15 protein-coding genes are annotated in these 20383 nt (G+C 51.7%); 5 read left to right on the top strand and 10 right to left on the bottom strand.

The genetic code is table 11. The annotated features are described in order from the left end of the window. Positions 1-41 precede the first annotated feature (41 nt). From gloB to rseP, 4 genes are read right to left on the bottom strand one after another with little or no spacing between them, the layout of a single operon-like run. Positions 42-800 carry a hydroxyacylglutathione hydrolase gene (gene gloB, locus M0644_RS05935; protein ID WP_286627163.1) on the bottom strand — a complete coding sequence of 253 codons (759 nt, stop codon included), beginning with the start codon at positions 798-800 and terminating at the stop codon, positions 42-44. Continuing rightward, positions 797-1426, bottom strand: a complete 630-nt coding sequence (locus tag M0644_RS05930; protein ID WP_286627017.1) for a Uma2 family endonuclease — start codon at positions 1424-1426, stop codon at positions 797-799. The genes gloB and M0644_RS05930 overlap by 4 nt, the downstream gene beginning before the upstream one ends. Positions 1427-1436: 10 nt before the next feature. Next, a complete protein-coding gene (gene nth, locus M0644_RS05925) occupies positions 1437-2105 on the bottom strand; it encodes an endonuclease III (protein ID WP_149819035.1) in 669 nt (222 codons plus the stop codon). Between the two features lie 8 nt (positions 2106-2113). After that, positions 2114-3220 carry an RIP metalloprotease RseP gene (gene rseP, locus M0644_RS05920; protein WP_286627016.1) on the bottom strand — a complete coding sequence of 369 codons (1107 nt, stop codon included), beginning with the start codon at positions 3218-3220 and terminating at the stop codon, positions 2114-2116. A gap of 235 nt (positions 3221-3455) precedes the next feature. On the opposite strand from rseP, the gene accD reads away from it, so the two are divergent. From accD to M0644_RS05905, 3 genes are all read left to right on the top strand, one after another. Further along, positions 3456-4379, top strand: coding sequence for an acetyl-CoA carboxylase, carboxyltransferase subunit beta (gene accD, locus M0644_RS05915; protein WP_149819033.1), 924 nt, complete (start codon positions 3456-3458; stop codon positions 4377-4379). A gap of 119 nt (positions 4380-4498) precedes the next feature. Continuing rightward, positions 4499-6358, top strand: coding sequence for a serine/threonine phosphatase (locus M0644_RS05910; protein ID WP_286627014.1), 1860 nt, complete (start codon positions 4499-4501; stop codon positions 6356-6358). A gap of 111 nt (positions 6359-6469) precedes the next feature. After that, a complete protein-coding gene (locus tag M0644_RS05905; protein WP_286627013.1) occupies positions 6470-10732 on the top strand; it encodes a CHAT domain-containing protein in 4263 nt (1420 codons plus the stop codon). Positions 10733-10739: 7 nt separating this feature from the next. Here M0644_RS05905 and hemC read toward each other — a convergent pair whose 3' ends face one another. Both hemC and M0644_RS05895 read right to left on the bottom strand, forming a co-directional pair. Next, positions 10740-11702, bottom strand: coding sequence for a hydroxymethylbilane synthase (gene hemC, locus M0644_RS05900; RefSeq protein WP_149819026.1), 963 nt, complete (start codon positions 11700-11702; stop codon positions 10740-10742). A 73-nt stretch (positions 11703-11775) separates the two neighbouring features. After that, entirely contained in the window at positions 11776-13110 is a 1335-nt protein-coding gene (locus tag M0644_RS05895) for a TIGR03279 family radical SAM protein (RefSeq protein ID WP_286627012.1), read from the bottom strand. A 145-nt stretch (positions 13111-13255) separates the two neighbouring features. On the opposite strand from M0644_RS05895, the gene psb35 reads away from it, so the two are divergent. Next, entirely contained in the window at positions 13256-13501 is a 246-nt protein-coding gene (gene psb35 / locus M0644_RS05890) for a photosystem II assembly protein Psb35 (protein ID WP_399374308.1), read from the top strand. Next, positions 13498-15114 carry a cyclic peptide export ABC transporter gene (locus M0644_RS05885; protein ID WP_286627011.1) on the top strand — a complete coding sequence of 539 codons (1617 nt, stop codon included), beginning with the start codon at positions 13498-13500 and terminating at the stop codon, positions 15112-15114. The genes psb35 and M0644_RS05885 overlap by 4 nt, the downstream gene beginning before the upstream one ends. On the opposite strand, the gene ntcA is transcribed toward M0644_RS05885, so the two are convergent. The 4 genes from ntcA to M0644_RS05865 all read right to left on the bottom strand — a co-directional run bounded on the left by ntcA (position 15111) and on the right by M0644_RS05865 (position 20379). After that, positions 15111-15776, bottom strand: coding sequence for a global nitrogen regulator NtcA (gene ntcA, locus M0644_RS05880; protein WP_190278317.1), 666 nt, complete (start codon positions 15774-15776; stop codon positions 15111-15113). The two genes, M0644_RS05885 and ntcA, sit on opposite strands and share 4 nt — an antisense overlap. Positions 15777-15950: 174 nt before the next feature. Continuing rightward, positions 15951-16595: a DUF2834 domain-containing protein gene (locus M0644_RS05875; RefSeq protein WP_286627010.1), complete on the bottom strand. Its 645-nt coding sequence runs from the start codon at positions 16593-16595 to the stop codon at positions 15951-15953. Between the two features lie 6 nt (positions 16596-16601). Further along, the gene (locus M0644_RS05870) at positions 16602-17261 is read right to left on the bottom strand and encodes a hypothetical protein (protein WP_286627008.1); all 660 of its coding nucleotides are present in this window, start codon (positions 17259-17261) and stop codon (positions 16602-16604) included. A 391-nt stretch (positions 17262-17652) separates the two neighbouring features. Next, complete coding sequence (locus tag M0644_RS05865; protein WP_286627007.1) at positions 17653-20379, bottom strand: MGH1-like glycoside hydrolase domain-containing protein; 2727 nt, start codon at positions 20377-20379, stop codon at positions 17653-17655. Positions 20380-20383 lie beyond the last annotated feature (4 nt).

Below are 20383 nucleotides of genomic sequence, written 5' to 3'. Positions count from 1 at the left end.
ATATAAAACTAGATTACCGTTCTGATGTGCTCAATAGGCACCTAGTATTGATCCCGTTTACCCCGCAACCGTGTAAAGGTTTGGAGGGGGGTGGTTGCCTCCACTGCTGCTTGAATGGTGCTGACTTCACAGCGTAAAAAAGGATTCGTTGCCTTTTCAACGCCAATCGTACTGGGAATCGTGCTTTTTCCTTGGGCGCGATCGCGACAGACTTGAGCATAGCGCTCTTGCAGGGCAGGATTATTGGCATCCACTGTCAGGGCAAAGCTGAGGTTCTTTTGGGTATATTCGTGGGCGCACCAGACCCGCGTTTGCTCCGGCAATTGCCGCAGTCGATTCAAAGACTCCAACATCTGTGCCGGTGTCCCCTCAAAAAGACGACCACAGCCACCGCCAAAGAGGGTATCACCGCAAAACAGATCGCCCGTTGCTGGCTCATAGTAGGCAATGTGACCGCGGGTATGGCCGGGAACAAACAACACCTCAAAAGCATGTTCGCCAAAGGGCACGCGATCGCCGGCACTAAGAAAAACCGTTTGCTCTGGAATGCGGCCTTGATCTTCGCGGCTGCCATAGACTTCGATATTGGGGAAGCGCGATCGCAGGGCACGATTGGCACCCACATGATCCCAGTGGTGGTGGGTATTGAAGATCGCCGTCAGTGTTGCTCTCAATTCCGCTAATTTGGCAAGAACAGGTTCTGGCTCTGCCGGATCCACCACTGCCGCTGTCCCCGTTTGCGGATCATGGAGCAAAAAAATGTAGTTATCTGTAAGGGCATTGAGGCGATAAATCATCATGGCCGTTGTTCCCGTACCCAGCGTCGCCAATTTTTCTCTGCCTCTACCTCATCCATTTTGGCCTCTGCCAAGAAGCGATAAAGGCATTCCTTGGGCACCCATGGAAATAAAGGGGAGCGATCGCACCCTTGATAGCATCCGTCCCGCAACTGGAAAATTTGCCATTCCCGACCATTGTACCGCCATAGCTCCGGTACCCCCAAGGCCGCATACAGCTGGTTTTTATCGATATCGGTATGGGTCATGTCCACCTCAATCACTAAATCAGGCGGTGGATCAATGCTCAGATCAATGCTGCGGCCAGCCACCTGTGGTTGATGGTAGATGTAATAGGCATTATCTGGTTCTGCTCCTCGCTTCAGATCCGGTCGCCACAGGGTTGTTGAGCGCAGCGATCGCAGCCGCAGTCCTGTTTCCACCACCAGAATGCGCAAAAATAGACCGATCAGCTCACTGGCAAACTCATGCTCTTCGAGGGGCATCGTAATTTCAAGGGTTCCACAATCAAATATCAAGTGGGCAGCACGGGTTTGCGGCAGAGCATTGAGAATCTGTTGGTACTGCTGCCAAGTGAGGCCGTGGAGCGTGACACGCTGTTCGCCCGTAGTTGTGGTTAGGGTTTTCATGGCAAATCCCCTATGACTTTGGTATCAGCTTCCTACCTGTGGCACACAAGTCAATGAGTTCACAGCCTTCGCACTGGGGTTGGCGCGCTTGGCAAACGGCGCGGCCATGGTAAATCAAGCGAATTGACCAGTTTTCCCAATCGGGCTGGGGGATCAGGCGCATTAAGTCCCGCTCAATTTTCACGGGATCCGTTTCTTGGGTCAGCCCCAACCGCCGACTCAGCCGCTTGACATGGGTATCCACCGTCACTCCCCCCAAAATGCCGTAGCCATGGGCAAGAACCACATTGGCTGTTTTGCGAGCTACCCCCGGCAGTGAAAGCAAATCTTCCATCACCTTGGGCACCTGACCCCCATAGACTTCGACAATGCGGCGGCAGGCGCCTTGAATATGGCGGGCTTTATTGCGATAAAAACCAGTGGACTTGATGTACTGTTCTAGCTCAGCCAAATCAGCCATGGCAAAGTCCTCGGCATCACGATAGCGAGCAAACAGTGCCGGGGTGACTTGATTCACCCGCTCATCCGTGCATTGGGCAGAGAGAATCGTGGCTACCAGCAGTTGCAGCGGATTGGCAAAGTTGAGGCTACAGGTGGCATCCGGATAGAGGCGCTTGAGGCGGGTGAGAATTTCCAAGGCCCGTTGTTGCTTGGCCGCAAGACGACGGGTAATCGCCATAGAAGCCCTTAAAAGAGTTGCTGCACCCAGCCCAAGCCCGTGAGGTTCACGGTGTCCCGCACGATGAGGAACATCCCCAGTCCAAGGAGCAACACCAGCCCCGTTTGCATGACGCCCTCTTGAATGCGATTGGGTAAGGGGCGACCCCGCAGCGCTTCCACCAGTAAAAAGAGCAGTTGACCGCCGTCAAGGGCTGGAAAGGGCAGAATATTGATAATTGCAAGGTTAATACTGATCAAGGCGGTAAAGGTAAAGAGCTGTTCAGCATTGGAGCGGGCAATATCCGCGCCCATCGCTACGATCGCCACCGGTCCTGAGACCTGTTGAGCCGCTTGATCAAAATGCTGGAAAAGTTCGCGAAACCCCTCTAGGGTCAGCACAACCACCCGCTGAAACTCCGCTGCTGCCGCCGTGACTAATTTAATCGGGTTTAAGGTGTGTTCGCGGTAAATGTCGGCATGGGGGGCTAATTGAACGCCAATCCGGGCTTGACCATCCTCACTCACCTCTGGCGTGACGGTAATCTCTTGGATGTGCCCTTGACGTTGAATCGTCAGTGTCAGGGGTTGCTGCGGATGCTGCTGAATGGCTCGCATCAGGTTTGGTAAGCTATTGGCATCGGCACCCAAGGGTTGGCCATCCACGGCTAAAACCAAGTCCCCCGGCTGAATGCCCGCTCTGGTGGCCACAAGACTACTTTCGGGGACAAGGGCGGGAATGAGGACACCCTCATAGTAGGTGGCCTGACTAATGCCCATGACGCCCACTTGCACCAGCAGTAGCAAATAGGCAAAGACCAAGTTGGCAATCACCCCCGCGCTGATGACAATGGCGCGATCCAAAATCGGCCGGTTGCTCAGGAGATTGGGATCGTTGGCGGGAACGCTGCTATTGGGGTCATCGTCTGGGAATCCCACATAGCCCCCTAGGGGAATCAGGCGCAGGGCGTACTCCGTATCCTTGCCTTGAAACTTCCAGAGGATCGGGCCAAACCCAATAGAAAAGCGGTTGACATGAATGCCTTGGCTGCGGGCAGCGATAAAGTGCCCCCACTCATGGACAAAAATCAAGATTCCCAAGATGGCGATCGCCACCACGACTGCAACCATGGACATAGATTCAACCCAGTGCTACGCTGCGAATTGTTAACTCCCTTTTATTGTGACACCGAACTTCCCCTTGGATCGGTGATCTCGCCACAGCCCCTTGCATAATTTTTCAAACTTGTGCGATATATTGCAAAAATGCAACAAAGTGGCATGATAAGTAATTATTCTTAGTGGACGCTCCTGAGAGAGACCCATACAAACGTGCTATTTGAGACCTCAACGTTAAAGGGAATTTTCTACAATGTCTTTATTTGATTGGTTTGCAAATCGCCGTAAAGAAACCGCCTTGACCCCCATGCAGCCAGAGCGGGAGATCGCTGATGGTCTTTGGACAAAGTGCGAAGCCTGTGGCATCATGATCTACAGCAAAGATCTGCATAGCCATCAACTGGTGTGCCCAGAGTGCGGCCATCACCATCGCGTCAGCAGTAGTGAGCGTATCCAACAACTGATTGACCCCCACACATGGCGCCCCCTCGATGAAAATTTGGTCAGTTGTGACCCCTTGCAATTTAAGGATCGCAAGCCCTATAGCGATCGCCTGCGGGAGTATCAAGAGAAAACCGGTCTCAAGGATGCCGTACAAACCGGCCTCGGCCAACTGGAGGGGCTGCCGGTTGCCTTAGGGGTGATGGACTTTGCCTTCATGGGCGGTAGCATGGGCAGCGTGGTCGGCGAGAAAATCACCCGCCTGATTGAACGGGCCACTTGGGAGCAGATTCCCCTTGTGATTGTCTGTGCCTCTGGCGGTGCCCGCATGCAAGAAGGGATGCTCAGCTTGGTGCAAATGGCGAAAACGGCTGCTGCCCTCGAACGGCATCGCAGTGCAGGTCTGCTTTATATCCCCGTCTTGACCCATCCCACTGCTGGGGGCGTGACGGCTAGCTTTGCCATGTTAGGGGATATTATTATTGCCGAGCCAAAAGCAACGATCGCCTTTGCGGGGCGGCGGGTTATTGAGCAAACGCTGCGGGAAAAACTCCCCGATGACTTCCAAACCGCCGAATTTGTCCAGAAATGCGGCTTTGTGGATGTGATTGTGCCGCGGACTCACCTGAAGTCAACTTTGGCACAGTTAATTCGTTTACATCAACCGGTGACGCGTCATGTTTCCTCGACCCTGCTGCCCAAATCATTTCCTGTGATGGCAATGGCTGAGGAATAACAGCAGCAACCCCCAGATCAAGGGTTGTCCTAGGGCGATCGCTATACAATAGGGGATACCGCTCCCACACCGCAAGGGGTGGTCGTCACTGTGCTGTCTTTGCTGGCTCATCTGCTCTAATGCCTACCGCTCAAACTGATCAAAACCTCAAACTTTGGTGGGGCGTTCTCTATCCTGCCTATACCGATCACCCCATTTTGGCTGTCCCCAACCGTAACTCTGAGGGAACTGTGTTTGAGCAGGACACCAATCCTCCCAATGCCGCCGCTTTTTTTGACCCACAGCACCGCTACCAACGCTGGGATCACCGTTACGCCTGTGATTTGCCCCAACTGGTACAGGACCTACAGCCTGAGGAACCGACGCTCTTAGAAGCCCTCCGCGAAACGGCTCAGGATTGGGCACAGGGGTTAAACATTCTCGACCCCAGTGTGGTCATTCCCCATTTGCAAGCTCAATACCCTGACCTCAGTGCGGTGGCGATCGCCTACCTTGCCTTGCACCTTGTCTATCCCGAAACCATTCCAGCCATTCACGATGCGTGGCTAGATACCGTTTCCACAAGCAACTTACCGGCCAACTACTGCCACGGCATTATTCTCGACTACAATCACACAGCGCGCCCTCTGCAAGATGTCTGGCAAGACGACAACATTTCCGATGGGCAAATTTTTCAGTACCTAGAGGACATGATTGAGCTGTGGAAGACTCTAGAACCGTGGCACTGCCATTATTCCTTGCTCACAGTTAGGAATTTAGCCGTCAACCCTGACGATCAATTGCGGCTGCATCAACTGGACTTCACCTTGCCCTTAGTGAAAACCTTTGAGCGACCCACGCCACCCCCCAGCCTCGTTACTGTTTGGGAAGAGTTATTTCGCCATGCCTCTAGTCGTCGTCAAGCCGTTTTTATGCCGCTCTTGGTCTCCTTGAGCACGGCTCCTCTGGAGAAAATCTCAGAAATTCAGATGTTGCTCGACTCTCTCGCCTCCACCCTGCGCAATGAACCTCTGCCAGACTTTGAGGAGGAGACAGGTGAAAGTACGGGTGACTTGATTAATGAACTGCCAGACATCACCCTCTCATCAGAATCACCAGAAGAGGATCATACCGCTATTGAGGATGCACCCACTGCCCTCTTACCGCGGCAACTGGTTCAAGTGGATGTTGCTGCCCAGACAGACACCGGGCGCGATCGCCACCACAACGAGGATTTTTACCTGATTGATCATCGGCAGCAAGTGCGTCTCACCCCCCAAGGGCAGCAGTTGGATGTTCAGGGACTTTACGTGCTCTGTGACGGCATGGGGGGGCATGCAGAAGGTGAAATTGCCAGTTCCCTTGCCACTAAAACTATTCACGAATACTTTGAACAGACATGGCCGTGGCAGGGAGAACTCCCTAGCGCTGAAGAGGTTCGCAAGGCCATTTACCGTGCCAATGAAGTCATTTTTGCCACTAATGATCAAAAAGGGAAAACCGGCAGTGGCCGCATGGGGACAACGCTGGTCATGGCTCTAGTGCATAACTACCACCTACGCCTTGGCCATGTCGGTGATAGTCGCATTTACCGCTTTACCAAACGTCAAGGACTGCAACAACTCACCATTGATCACGAAGTCGGTCAACGTCTTATCCAACAGGGGGTCGAGCCGGAGATTGCCTATGGCCGCCCCGATGCCTACCAACTCACCCAAGCCCTCGGCCCTCGCAACAATGAGGCCATCTACCCAGAAGTCATCGACCTAGACATCGAAGAAGATACCCTGGTTTTACTTTGCTCCGATGGTCTGTCCGATAATCGCTGCCTTGAAACCCATATCATTAGCCACTTAGTCCCGATGCTCGACTTTAGTATCCCCCTCAGTCAGTCGCTCCATAAATTGATTGATATGGGGAATCAAGTCAATGGCCACGATAACTTGACGGCGATCGCCCTCCGCTTCAAATTGCGCTCTGTTCTTAATGCCCTATTTTAGACAGTACCCGCACCAGACACTTTGCCAAGTGGCACATTGCCTTGATTGCACTTAAAATAGTCCCTGAGGATAAAACTATCCTCATTAGCAAGTTTTTTTACATAACGTCATATGAATTCTCAATGCTTAACAAAAGTGTTGCCCTACAGCTGGGTGATCCTGACTAGCTTGACCTCTTTTCTTGGTACACCCGCCCTTGCTGAAATTACCCCCGCTCCCAATGCCACTGGCACCACCGTAGAAACCGTCAACCATCAGTTCAACATTGGTGGCGGACAACGTTCTGCCGATGGCCAAAACCTTTTTCACCTGTTTCGTGATTTCAATGTCCAGCAGGGGCAAATCGCCAACTTTCTTTCTACCCCGCAAATTCGCAACATTCTTGCTGGCGTCAATGGTGGCAGTGCTAGTTATATCAACGGCGTGCTGCAAGTTACAGGCGGAAACAGTCATCTCTACCTCCTGAATCCTGCAGGTATTGTTTTTGGTCCGAATGCGCAGTTGAATCTACCAGCGGCATTCCATGCCTCGACAGCCCAGCGCGTTCACTTTGGCAATGGCCTCTTTGATCTCAATGGTTCAAACACCTACAGCCAACTCAATGGCTCCCCGATTGGCTTTGAATTTGCTAATAGAGGCATCCTAATTAATGAAGGCAATCTTAGGGTGAATGCTGGTCAATCCCTGACCTTGATGGCGCATCAGGTGATCAATACAGGTACCCTTGGCGCAACGGGGGGCACGGTCAATGTTGTGGCGGTACCTGAATCAGGTCTGGTGCGCATTTCCCAAGAGGGCATGCTCCTCAGTCTAGAGATTCCCAAAGAGCGATTGCCCGCCGCAGGCATTATTCAGCCAATTGATCTCCCGACGTTACTCACAGGGGGTAATGGCTATCCTGCCGTCAATAGCGTGATTCAAAATCCAGATGGCACGATTCATTTGGTTCACGACAGTACCAAGATTCCCCTAACCACAAATACAGCAGTCATTGGCGGCACGATTGATGTGAGTCATACCACCGGCGCCGGGGGTAAAATCACCATTGCTGGCCAAGGCAGTAATATTGCTCTGATTAATGCTCAACTGAATGCTGCGGGTAATACAGGGGGCGGCACAATTCTCATTGGTGGTGACTACCTAGGGGGAACAACTGGAACCGGCCGTCTAGAGAGCAGCTTCAATGCACAAAACCTTTTTGTTAATGCCGGTACTCTTTTGAATGCTGATGCCACCCATCAGGGTAACGGGGGCACAATTATCAATTGGGCAGAGCACAACACGCGTTTTTATGGCCAGATCAGTAGCCGTGGCGGTGCCCTTGGGGGAGATGGCGGCTTTGTCGAAGTTTCCAGCAAACAGTTTCTGGATTTTCAAGGCAGAGTCGATACCACTGCCCTAAATGGCAACACAGGAACATTATTACTTGATCCAACAGACATATATATCAGTAATAGCATGTATGATTTGAACATTACTTCCTCTTCGCCCTTTAAAGCATTATCAAACTTTCCTTCAGTTTCTGTGTTAACTATAGGAACGCTGTTATCAGCACTCAATTCCACAAACGTTGTGATAACAACAGACAGTACTGCAAATTCTACTGGGAATATCTATGTAGAAACCTCAATTTCCAGCAGCTCGACAAACTCACTCACGCTACAGGCTGATAATGATATCATCATCGGCTACCCCATCTCGCTTCAGGGGAGCTTGGTATTACAAGCACAGGGAGTGATTCAAAATCAATCATCCTTCAATAATCCAATTAATATCAGTGCAGCAAACATTAGTGCCAATGCTCCCATACAAACTAATGGCGCCAATATCACCCTCCAAGCTAGTGGCAATATCTTCCTTCCTTCTAGTGGCAATGTTCTCAGTACATCAGGTGGAAGTATTAATCTACAGAGTAGTGGGGGTACGATTTCCCTTGGAGGTTTAGTTAATGCATCTGCAGGCAGTATCCAATTCAGTGGTAACACAACTCTACTAAACTCAACGAGCTTTTCAGGGAAAAATATTACATTCAATGGCAATATCAATGGCAATCATTCTTTGAATATTGACTCAACAGGTCAAACCGCCGTTTCAGGAACAGTCAACACTGCAAGTCTAAGCATCAATGCTCTTGGTAATATTCAGTTGAACAATGTCACCACTAGTTCAGATATTAGTCTAGACTCTGTACTTAAGATTACTGCTGGTAATTTGCAAGTAACTCAAAGTAGTGGTACTATCGGCGTAGTTGCTTTTAATGACATCACTCTCGGCAACCTAATCAGTGCAGGCGGAGCGATCGCAGTCTTTTCAGGAAGCGGGGGTATTTCAACTGGCAATATCAACAGCAACGGTGGTTTTGTTTATCTTGATTCCATAACTGACATAACAACTGGTAATATCACGACTCGCGGGGGTGATTTGGCTGCTGTTGCCTACAGGGGTGCTTTAACAACAGGTAATATCAATACAGCTGGCAGTGGTGGCAATGTTACACTGTTTGCGCCTACGATTACGACGGGTGATATCTTCACCAACGGTGGTAACTTCTTAGCTTGGACTGGTGATTTCCCTATTCCAACCTCTAGAGGTACGATTGATCCAATTCCGGATGATGATTTAACACTGCCTGATCTATTCACTAATCTCCAGACAATACCCAGCGGCAACTTAACGCTGGGCCATTTGATGACCGGTGGTGGGGATGTCAACCTAAGGGGAGGCAATCTAGTTTTCAACTGGATTAATGCTGGGGCGGGCAGTGTTGATATTTATGCGCAAAATTCACTGCGTGGCTTGGGTACGTTTGTTTTCAATGGTGTACCTACCACGGTATGGGGTGACTCAGTGAATATTTTTATCAACAATGCCACTCCATTTTTAGTGGGCAATTCCGAAACGAATGGAACTGCAGGGGCAATTCAAGCCGAGGGATCGATTATTCCTGTACCCAAAACGCTTTTAGGTCTTGTGGAGGTCGGAAATATCCGTTTTGAAAATACAGCTCAAAATGTTGTCGATAGCAGCTTGATTTCTCCTGAAGAAGCCAATCCACTATTAGAACCCCCTACACCAGTCATCCCAGAACCCCTTAAAGTACCCAGCGTTCCCCCTGAAATTCTCTTAACTAGAGATATCGAGACTGCCCTAGCTAGCAATAACATTGAAGGTGCACTGGCGTTACTCGATCTACGGGGCTGTCTAGAAGTTAGCAGTTATCTAGAACGTACCTGTGATAGGCAGGATTTCTCCCTTGAGGATTTGCAGGCAGCCCTCAATGAAATTGCCAAGCAAACAGGTAAAAAGCCAGCTGTCATTTACACCCTAGCCCGGCCTGACCAATTTGATCTCATCTTGGTTACCCTAGAGGGGAGGCCGCTTTATACACCGCTGCAGGGAGTGGGGCGTCAACAGTTATTAAAAACAGTGGATACTTTTATTAACAGGGTGCGTGATCCACGCCTGATCAATACCCGTACTTACCTACCGGCGGCACAACAGCTTTACCAATGGTTGATTGACCCTTTGCGTGCTAAATTGAATGCCCAGGGCATTGACACACTGGTCTTTGTTCTAGACAGTGGTATGCGTAGCATTCCCTTGGCAGCGCTCCATGATGGTCAAAACTTTCTTGTAGAGCAATTTAGCACGGCACTGGTTCCCAGTATAAGGCTCATGGATATTCGCTACCGCAGTATTCAACAGGAACCCATCTTGGCAATGGGGGCATCGGAATTCCCGGATCAGTCCCCCTTGCCGATGGCGCCCCTAGAGGTGGCGCAGATTGTTAAAAACCTAGGAGGAGGTCAAGCCTTTCTCAATGAGGCCTTTACAATTGCCAATTTTAGACAACAGCGCCGTCAAGGACTCTACCCTGTAATCCATTTGGCCACTCACGCTGAGTTTCAACCAGGAGCTGCAGAAAATTCCTACATTGCTTTTAGGGATGGGCGATTGAATCTTTTGCAGTTCCAAGGCTTACAGCTTAACCGTCCCCAAGCAGAATTTTTGACCCTCAGTGCCTGCCGCACGGCGGTTGGAGATTTGGATGCAGAACTGGGGTTTGCGGGTCTGGCGGTACAGGCGGGGGCGAAGTCGGTGCTGGCCAGTTTGTGGTATGTCAGCGATGAGGGGACGTTGGCGCTGATGACTACTTTCTACGATTTGTTAAATACGGTACCCATTAAGGCCGAGGCGCTACGGCAAGCGCAGCTAGCGATGCTGCGCGGCAATATTCGCATCCAAGACAATGAACTGCAAACAATTCGTGGCCGCATCCCGTTACCCCCAGAAGTTACCCAAGGGGCTGGTCGTCGTTCCCTCGATCATCCCTACTACTGGGCTGCTTTTACAATGGTAGGGGTTCCATGGTAGGGATAAACTAACGCTCGAGACGGGCAGTAGCAAAAATTTCTTCCAAAATCTCTGAGGCTCCCTGTTCCCGCAGCTTCAAAGCAAGGCGCGTCCCCAGTTCTTCGGCTGTGGCGGCATCTCCTGTAAGACTGTCCTTGACAAGGCGTTGGCCATCGAGACTGGCGACCAATCCTGTGAGGGTGAGTTGACCATTCTCAATCACCGTATGCACCCCAATGGGCACTTGACAGCCCCCTTCCAATTGCCGTAGGAAGGCTCGCTCTGCTAGGCAACGGGCTGCTGTTTCTGGATGTTCAAGGGTCTTGACCAAGGCTAAAATGTCAGCATCGTCGGCGCGGCATTCAATGCCCAAGGCGCCCTGACCCACGGCATAAAGGGAGACTGTTGCGGGTAAGACTTGGCTAATGCGATCGCCAAAGCCCAAACGCCGCAGGCCAGCCACCGCCAAAATCAAGGCATCGTATTCCCCAGCATCTAATTTGGCCAAGCGAGTATTTAGATTGCCCCGCACATCCTTAAACGTGAGATGGGGGTAGTGGTGGCGCAACTGTGCCAAGCGACGCAGTGACGAAGTACCAATGACCGTGCCTTCAGGTAGGGTATCAATGGTGTGTCCTGTCCATTTTGCACCTAAAATAAGGGCATCTGCTGGGTCTTCCCGCTCAGTAATCGCGCCTAAAACTAAACCATCGGGCAACTTGGTGGGTAAGTCCTTGAGGGAGTGAACGGCCAAATCGGTCTCACCCCGCAGCATTGAGAGTTCTAGCTCTTTGGTAAAGAGGCCTTTATCGCCAATTTTGGCAAGGGCGACATCAAGGATATTGTCTCCTTGGGTGGTCATGGTCACCACCTCAAAGGCGCGATCGCGATAGTGGGCTTGCAGTTGCGCCTGTACCCATTCCGTTTGCACGAGAGCCAGTTGACTTTTGCGGGAACCAATGCGAACCGGACGGGATGAGGTGGCAATCATAGCGTTGAGTGTGCAGCGGACAGCATCCAGCCATTATAGGTTGCGGGGATCCCAAGGGGCAAGATCAGGCATTTTAGGGGTGAGTACAAGCAGCAATAATCCCTGCCGCGCCACCAGAGACCACTTGAATGGGGACCCCTAGTGCTTCCTCCACAGTGGCTAAAGGCACATCATCGAGAAAAACGGGTTCATCGTGCTTGAGCATCAGACTGGGCAGAAGCAGGCGATCGCCCAAGGGTTTGCCCTTCAGGTGATAGATCAAATCATGGCCGGTTAATAGCCCTGTCACGGACATCTGCTGTCCCCAATAGTCGCTAGCGAGGGCATAGAGATCAAGGCGCAGGTTCTCAATTTGGTTAAGGCGAGCCACCAAGGGTGCAAAGGCCTGTTCCACGGTATTACCCACCACCCAACTCAGATGACGCGGCTGCGGTAAGCGTTGGGGAAGCTGTTGGGCGTGAAGCTCAAACTCTTCTAAAAACAGGCGAATCGTTCCCACGCCATTACTGAGTTGCGGATAGTCCTGATAGTGGGCGGCGGGGGGTAAGGGCGATCCGGCAATCAAGAACCATTCATCTGCTAGCCAAGCAAAGGGGGTTTGCCACTGCTGTTCAAACCGCCGTTGGAGCGCCTGTACCCATTGAATCACCGCTTGGGCATGATCAGGGGTGACGGGAATCAGTTCATCCTCAGCAGGGCGAAAGCGGGTCAGTCCCACGGGCACCACCGCCACCGAGAGCACGGTTGGCTCTTCAGGATCATAGAACTGGGCTAAATCCCGCAGTGTTTGCTCGAGGCACTCGCCGTCATTAATCCCCGGACAGACAACCACTTGGGCATGGAGTTGCAGCCGTTGCTCTTGAAACCAGCGAATCTGTTGCAGAATTTCCCCCGCCCGTGGATTTTTCAGTAGGCGTTGGCGAACACTGGCTACTGTGGCATGGACAGAGACATAGAGGGGGGAAAGGCGCAAGCGGGCAATGCGTTGCCATTCTGAGGGAAGCAGGTTCGTCAGGGTAATGTAGCTGCCGTAGAGGAAGCTGAGGCGGTAGTCGTCATCCTTGGCGTAGAGGCTTTCCCGTTTGCCGGGGGGCTGCTGATCAATAAAACAAAAAGGGCAGCGATTGTTGCACTGCATCAACCCATCAAAGAGGGCAGTGGTAAACTCCAGTCCTAAATCTTCATCAATGTCTTTTTCAATTTCGAGAACGTAGGTTTGGCCGTCTTTGCCCAGTATTTCGAGGGTGAGGTATTCCTCGGCACAGAGAAACCGATAATCAATCAAATCGCGGGGGCGATCGCCATTAATGGCCACCAACGCATCACCGGGTTCAAATCCCAACTCAGCGGCAATAGAGCCGGGTTCCACAGCAGCTACAACAGCCGGGCGAAGGGCGCGATCGCTCATGGTTGATTGTTGACAAAGAGGGGGGACAGTCAGCAAAACTTCTTTATCTTGTACTGTACCTTAGGCAGCACAGCCGCTTCCAACTCTCAGGATTCTCAAAGCAACCATAGGGTTGATATAGTGGTGTTCTACATATTTCTAAAAAATGTTAACGAGGACGATAATGGGGTCATCGGGGATTAGCTTTACCGTTGGTGCAGGTAACTTTGTCCCCTTTTATGGGGTGTTGTTGCTGGGTCTTGTGGCGGCCGTGAGTATTGGCCTCATTGCATGGTACAACTCGAAGCGTCCCCCCGGTTGGGAAAATGCCGATCGCCCCAGTTTTATTCCCAAGTTGAATCTCGAAGAGTCTGAGTCCAATCCCACCCCTGATGAGACAACAGATTCGTGAAGCTCTTTCGGATTCTTTTACGGGCGGCTTGGCCGACGATTGTTGCGGCAGCGATCGCTGGCCTTCTCAACGGTGGCAGTACGGCTGCGCTCATTGCCCTGATCAATGCTGCCCTCCAAAAAACCCCTGCCCTCCAGCGCCTCTTACCTTGGGGATTTATTCTCCTCGGCACGCTCCTACTGCTGACCCACTTTAGCGCCCAAGTGCTCCTGGTGCGGGCTGCCCAACAGGCGGTTTATGAAATGCGCCTCCTCCTCAGCCGCCAGATTCTCGCTTCACCCCTACGCCAGTTAGAAGCCATTGGCAATCCGCAACTCCTTGCGACGCTGACAGAGGACGTGGATGCCGTCTCCCGTTCCTTTTCTGTCCTGCCCAATCTTTTTAATGCCATTGCCATTGTTATTGGCTGCCTGATTTACATGGGTTGGTTGTCGCCGCCCCTCTTTTTTGCCCTTGTGGGCTTGATTGTCATTGGTACTGGCAGCTACTTGTTTCTAGCGGGCAGAGCACGCAAATTCCTAGAGCGGGCACGGCAGCAACAGGATCACCTCTTTCAACACTTTCGGACACTCACTGAGGGCAACAAAGAACTCAAGCTCAATCGGCAACGGCGGTTGGCCTTCTTTTATCGGGAATTGGAACCCACTGCTCAGAAAACACGGCAGCAAAACGAGCTAGGGTACATGGTCTTTGCCATTGCTGCCAGTTGGGGGCAGTTGCTGCTCTTTGTTACCATTGGCTTCTTTCTCTTTACGCTGCCCCATTTGCTGGGAGCCACACCCACAGTTCTCTCAGGGTATGTTCTGACGATCATTTACCTCATGCTGCCGATGCAACAGGTGATTGATGCCATTCCGGTATTTAGTCGTGCCAGCGTTGCCCTCAAGAAGGTGGAATCCCTACAACTGAGCCTTGGAGATCCGCGCCAAAACCTCAACGATACAGGCGAACTCCCTCCCCTTGGCTGGAAAACCCTCTCTCTGCGGCAGATCCGTCATCAGTACCGCAGTGGCCATGGGGATGAACCTGCGACCTTTACCCTAGGCCCTTTGAGTTTGACCGTGGAGGCTGGGGAACTTCTTTTTATTGTCGGTGGCAACGGCAGCGGCAAGTCAACGCTAGCGAAAATTATTACAGGACTCTACATTCCCGATCAGGGGGAAATTTGGGTGGATGATCACTGTTTGCAGCCTGAGGACTACGAATGGTATCGCCAACACTTTGCCACCGTTTTTAGTGACTTTTATCTTTTTGAGTCACTGCTGGGAATTGAATCCCCCGAACGCCTAGCAGCCGTCCCAGCATATCTTGAAAAATTGCGCCTCAGCCACAAAGTTCGCCTAGAAGGCAACCGCTTTTCCACGACATCTCTTTCCCAAGGGGAGCGCAAGCGTTTGGGGTTGTTGATGGCCTACCTTGATGATCGCCCCGCCTACCTCTTTGATGAATGGGCAGCGGATCAAGATCCCCTCTTTCGGGATATTTTCTACCGCCAACTCCTCCCTGAGCTAAAGGCTCAGGGCAAAACGGTATTTGTGATTAGCCATGACGATCGCTACTTTGACGTGGCCGATCGCCTGATCAAACTCGACTATGGCCAACTCGTGACCTAGGTAAACTGCTGGCTCAGCATCAGCGGATTATGCACCGTGATTTTCTTTTTATGAATTGAGATCATTTTTTGATCCCGAAGTTCCCCCAATAGGCGAGTCACAGTGACCCGTGTCGAACCAATGGCCTCGGCGATCGCCTGATGGGAAAGCTTCAAATCCACAGTGACTCCCGCACTCGTGGGAATCCCAAAATCACGGCAAAGAATCAGCAAAAAGCTCACCAAGCGGGATCCCATATCGCGGTGGGCAAGGGTCTCGATCATCATCTCCGTTTGCAGGATCCGCGATGACAGCCCCTGAATCATAAACATCGGCAAATCGGGATCCTCGTGCATCGCCTTTTCCACCTGTTCGATGGGAACGGCCAATAGCTCCACATTCGTAAACGCCACCGCATGGTAAAAGCGATCGGAGCGGGTGCCGGTAATCAGGGACAGCACCCCAAATACGGTATTTTCCCGCAGCAGTGCCACCGTAATTTCCTCGCCTGCTTCATACACCCGTGAGAGCTTCACTGCCCCCTTGAGGAGAAAATAGACCTTTTCCGCTGGATCCCCCGGAAAGAAAATGGTTTTGCCGCGTTCGTAAGTTTCAGTGGTGGATGGAAACAGGCCACTGGCCATGTGGCGAAAGACGGGTGCTAAGGGTTGATCTTTGTTCATGAGTCGTGTGTCAATCCAAGGTGGTTTAACGGGTGGTGTGGCGATCGCATAGGGTGCTGTCGGCATTGATATCCCCCCAACAATGCAACTCTTTCAACGCCAGCGAATCTTGCTCTGGGTGAAGAGTTCAGCATTGACAGATTAGTAAAACCAATTCAGGGGCATTTTTTTGTATCATGCCACACTTTTTTTCGAGAGAATTAAGGGTGGGCGCAAAAGCAAGTACCCTAATGCTCCCAAGAGGGGGACAAGGCTCCACCAGCGCCACGGTGACTTTTCCAGCCCTCGCCGTTGCCAGTCATCCACTAGTAGCACCGGCAAGAGCAACGACAGGAGGCAAAAGTCTAGGCCCATCACATGAATAAAGCGGCTGGTTTGCCACTGCTGCCAAAAGTCTGGCCAATCGCCGCCGACCAAGCCATAGCCAAGAAAGCCCATAGCCAATAAATCAATGACAACGGCAGTGAGCCGTGATTCCCAAAGGCGTACCCCCCGATTGAGTTCTCCGCTGAAGATCGGTGCTGGCTGGCGCAGGATGAAGTAAGGTAACAGGGCAAACGCACCCACGGCAAAACTAAAAGCCGCAAATGGCCACGCGGGAAATCGCTGTTCTTGACCATCCACCACCAGTAATGCGGTGTAAATCAGTGGCCAGACGCCCATCAAATTAAAAAGACTGACAATGAGGGGGTTAATGCCTTGCCAGTCTCCCGTTGCTAGCCGTTGAATGAGTGTCAGTGTTTGCGGTTGATCGGGGGGTGCAAAACCAAAGCTATAGACAATCAATCCCAGCCACAGAACCGCAAAGAAAATCCGCATACCACCCTAAGCTAAAACCGTTTCGGGTACCCCCGCTTTTTGCAGTTGCTTCGTAAATTGCGGCAGCACTCGCTGGCACTGGCGGATAAAGGCCTCTAGCCAACCTTGCAAGTGCTCTAGCTGCTCCTCACTGAGAAACACATCGCGGGTGGACTGGTAGGATTGACAAACCACACGACCATCATTGGTCACTGTAAAGTCAGCGAACCAACTGCTGTAGGGACGAGTCCCCCGCCAATAGTTGGCCACAATCATCTTGCCAAGGTATTTCTGGGCGATGTCGCCAATTTTGTTAAAGTGTTCTAGCACTTCCGCCAAGGTGAGGGCTTTTGCTGCGGCGCCTTTTGTTTCTTCAAGCTGCGGCAGGGTAATGTCTGTCAGTTCTTCGCGAGGCTGTCCCCCCAGACCCATGAGGGCAAAGAGTTTTTGTTCCAGATTGGCGAGGTAGCTATTGTAGGTTTGGCCGTTGCGGCTGAGGGTTTGGTGCATCCGCACAATGAGATCAATTTCTGCCAACTTAGTTGCCGCCAAGGATTCTAGGCGTGCCAATTGATCGGCAAAAGCTTGACTGTCACTTTCGGCACCACTTACGGTCAACCCAAGGGATTCAGCACGCTTTGCAAGGAGACGGCGAATGTAATAGCGGGTCATGGGTGTGAGTGACATAATCCTAAACCTCAAAGACAGCCAATGTGGAACATAGGCGGAATGTAAACTTTTGTAAATTAGCTTAACATCTCTCTGGCTGTATTGCAAAATGTAAACGTTACACTTACTGCAGCAGATTCCAGCAGCAGTAGAAACTAACTTTAGGCAAAAGTGAGTTCATTCCTCCTGTTTATCTGAGTTCATTCCTCCTGTTTATCAGTGTAAAAAATGGGGGGTGCTGTTTGGCCAGTAATTTCACGGAAATTTACTTGTACGTTGGCAAATTCAATAGAACTAAAATCAGCTAGGATTACTGAGTTTTAGACTTTTGTGGGGGTGTCCAAGTCTTGACCTAAAAAAGGGGGCGATCGCCCCCCCTATCACAATACGCTTCAGCCTTAATCAGGTGCTAGCTGGCGCTGACCAACTCCGCTAAGCGTTTCGAGACCACAGCCAAGTGTCCTTTCTTCAGTACCTCATCGGCGTCGAGAACATTGAGTCCCATGATGATCCGTGCAATCAGACCCGTCCAGCCGGTTTGGTGACTCGCACCTAGTCCTGCGCCATTATCCCCATGGAAGTATTCATAAAACAGAATTAGATCACGCCAGTGGGGATCACTTTGGAATTTTGCGGTGGCACCATAGAGTGGTCGCCGCCCCGATTCATCCTTGAGGAAGATACTGGCCAAGCGGCGGGCAATTTCTGCCGAGACCTCCCAGAGGTTGAGCCAGCGCCCTGAACCGGTGGGGCATTCCACCGTAAACTCGTTGCCGTAATAGCCATACATTTTGCGGAGAGCTTGCACCAAGAGCGCGTTCACGGGCATCCAAATGGGACCACGCCAGTTGGAGTTACCGCCAAAGAGGCCGGTGGTGGATTCACCGGGTTCATAGCTGACGCGATAGGCCTCGCGGCCGAGTTGGAAAATATAGGGGTGATCGTAGTGGTGACGAGAGAGGGCACGGATGCCATAGTCACTGAGGAATTCACTCTCATCCAACATGCGGGTGAGAATCCGCCGTAGTTTGGCCTCGTTGACGGGGGAGAGCAACCGCCGTTTTTTTACACCCGGGCGATCGATGGGGTTAATGTTGGCTAAAAGCTCAGGGTGGCGGGCATTAAAGGCAGCAATGCGTTCCCTAAAGGTGGGTAGGGAGTCCAGCAACTCTTCCGAGAAAATGGCAGTGGCACACAGGGGCAGCAATCCCACCATCGAGCGTACCTTCAGGCGCTGGGCACGACCATCGGGCAGCCGCAGCAGGTCATAGTAAAAGCCATCCTTTTCATCCCAGAGTTCATCTTTCTGGACGCCAATGCGATCCATCGCCCCGGCAATGTAAATGAAGTGCTCATAGAATTTGCAGGCAATATCCTCATAAACGGGATTGTGCTGTGCTAGCTCCAGCGCCATAGAGAGCATATCGAGGGCAAACATTGCCACCCAAGCCGTACCATCCGCCTGCTCAAGAACACCACCGGTGGGTAGGGGCGCACTGCGGTCAAAGACGCCAATGTTGTCTAAACCAAGGAAGCCACCTTCCATGACGTTGTTGCCGAGGGAGTCCTTGCGGTTGACCCACCACGTAAAGTTGAGCATGAGCTTGTGGAAGACACTCTCAAGGAAGGCCAAGTCACCTTCGCCTTTTTTCATGGCTTTGTCCAAGAGATAGATTTGCCACGTGGCAATTCCATGCACAGGCGGATTCACATCACTAAAGTTCCATTCGTAGGCGGGAATTTGACCGTTGGGGTGCAGATACAGTTCATTCACCATCAGCTTAAGCTGCTCTTTGGCGAAGTCGATATCCATCAGAGCTAAGGGCGAGCAGTGGAAGGCTAAGTCCCAAGCGGCAAACCAAGGATATTCCCACTTGTCGGGCATGGAGATAATGTCGGCGCTTTCAAGGTGGAACCACGATTTGTTGCGGGTAACGATGCGCTCTTCCACATCGGGGGGCAGCGCTTTATCTTCCAACCACTGCTTAACAGGGTAGTAGTAGTACTGCTTTGTCCACATCATGCTGGCAAAGGCTTGACGAACCACATTGCGCTGATCAGCAGTGCAGTCACTGGGGATGAGGTGATCAAAGAAGAGATCCGCTTCGGTGCGGGCTTGGTTGAGGCAATCGCTAAAGGCATTGCCAAAGCTGAGGGGGCTACTTTGGGCAGATGCTAGGCGTAGTTGAATGATCTCAACCCCTTGGGCGGGAACTGTGACTTGATAGTGGGCAGCCACCTTGGTGCCGACTTTGCCGGGGTTGACGGCATTTTGCTCGCCATTGATCAGGTAGCGGTGAAAGGCATCCTTAACGTAGGGCGAGGCATTGGGCTGGCCAAAGAGCCGCTCAAAGTTGGTTTCGTTCTCAGTGAAGAGGAAGGGCACTGCGCGATCGCTCACAAATTCATACTCTCCTAGCTCCTCATGGCGTGCGCGCACTAATGTTGCATCCATTTGCTTCAGTTCTGGTTTGGCGAGAACCTTGTCCGGTGTCCAACTCCACGTATTGCGGTACCAGAGGGTGGGCAGAACGTGCAAATGGGCAGCTTCGTTGCCGCGATTGTGAATGCTGATTTGAATCAAAATGTCATTGGGAGCCGCTTTGGCATATTCAATGAAGACATCGAAGTAGCGATCGCCCTCAAAGACCCCTGTATCCAAGAGTTCATACTCCATTTCAAAGCGGCTGCGGTGGCGGTTGGTCATCACCAGATCAATGTAGGGATAGGCAGCTTGGGGATACTTGTAGAGGTATTTCATGTAGGAATGGGTGGGCGTACTGTCGAGGTAAAAGTAATACTCTTTAACGTCCTCCCCATGATTGCCTTCATTGTTGGTTAAGCCAAAAAGCCGTTCCTTGAGAATCGGATCGTTGCCATTCCAAAGAGCCAAGGCAAAACAAAGCCGTTGCTGCGCATCACAAATGCCACCGAGGCCATCTTCACCCCAACGGTAGGCACGCGATCGCGCTTGATCATGGGAAAAATACTCCCAAGCATTGCCGTCGGCGGAATAGTCTTCCCGTACAGTGCCCCACTGCCGCTCGCTCAAGTAAGGTCCCCAAAATTTCCAAGGGTTGGCTTGGCCATGAACTTGATTGAGTCGTTCCAGTTCAGGATTGACAGAAAAAACCATCTTT

Source organism: Thermosynechococcus sp. B1, from assembly GCF_030322985.1.
Taxonomy (GTDB): Bacteria; Cyanobacteriota; Cyanobacteriia; order Thermosynechococcales; family Thermosynechococcaceae; genus Thermosynechococcus.
This window is presented reverse-complemented; position numbering and strand designations above follow the sequence as displayed.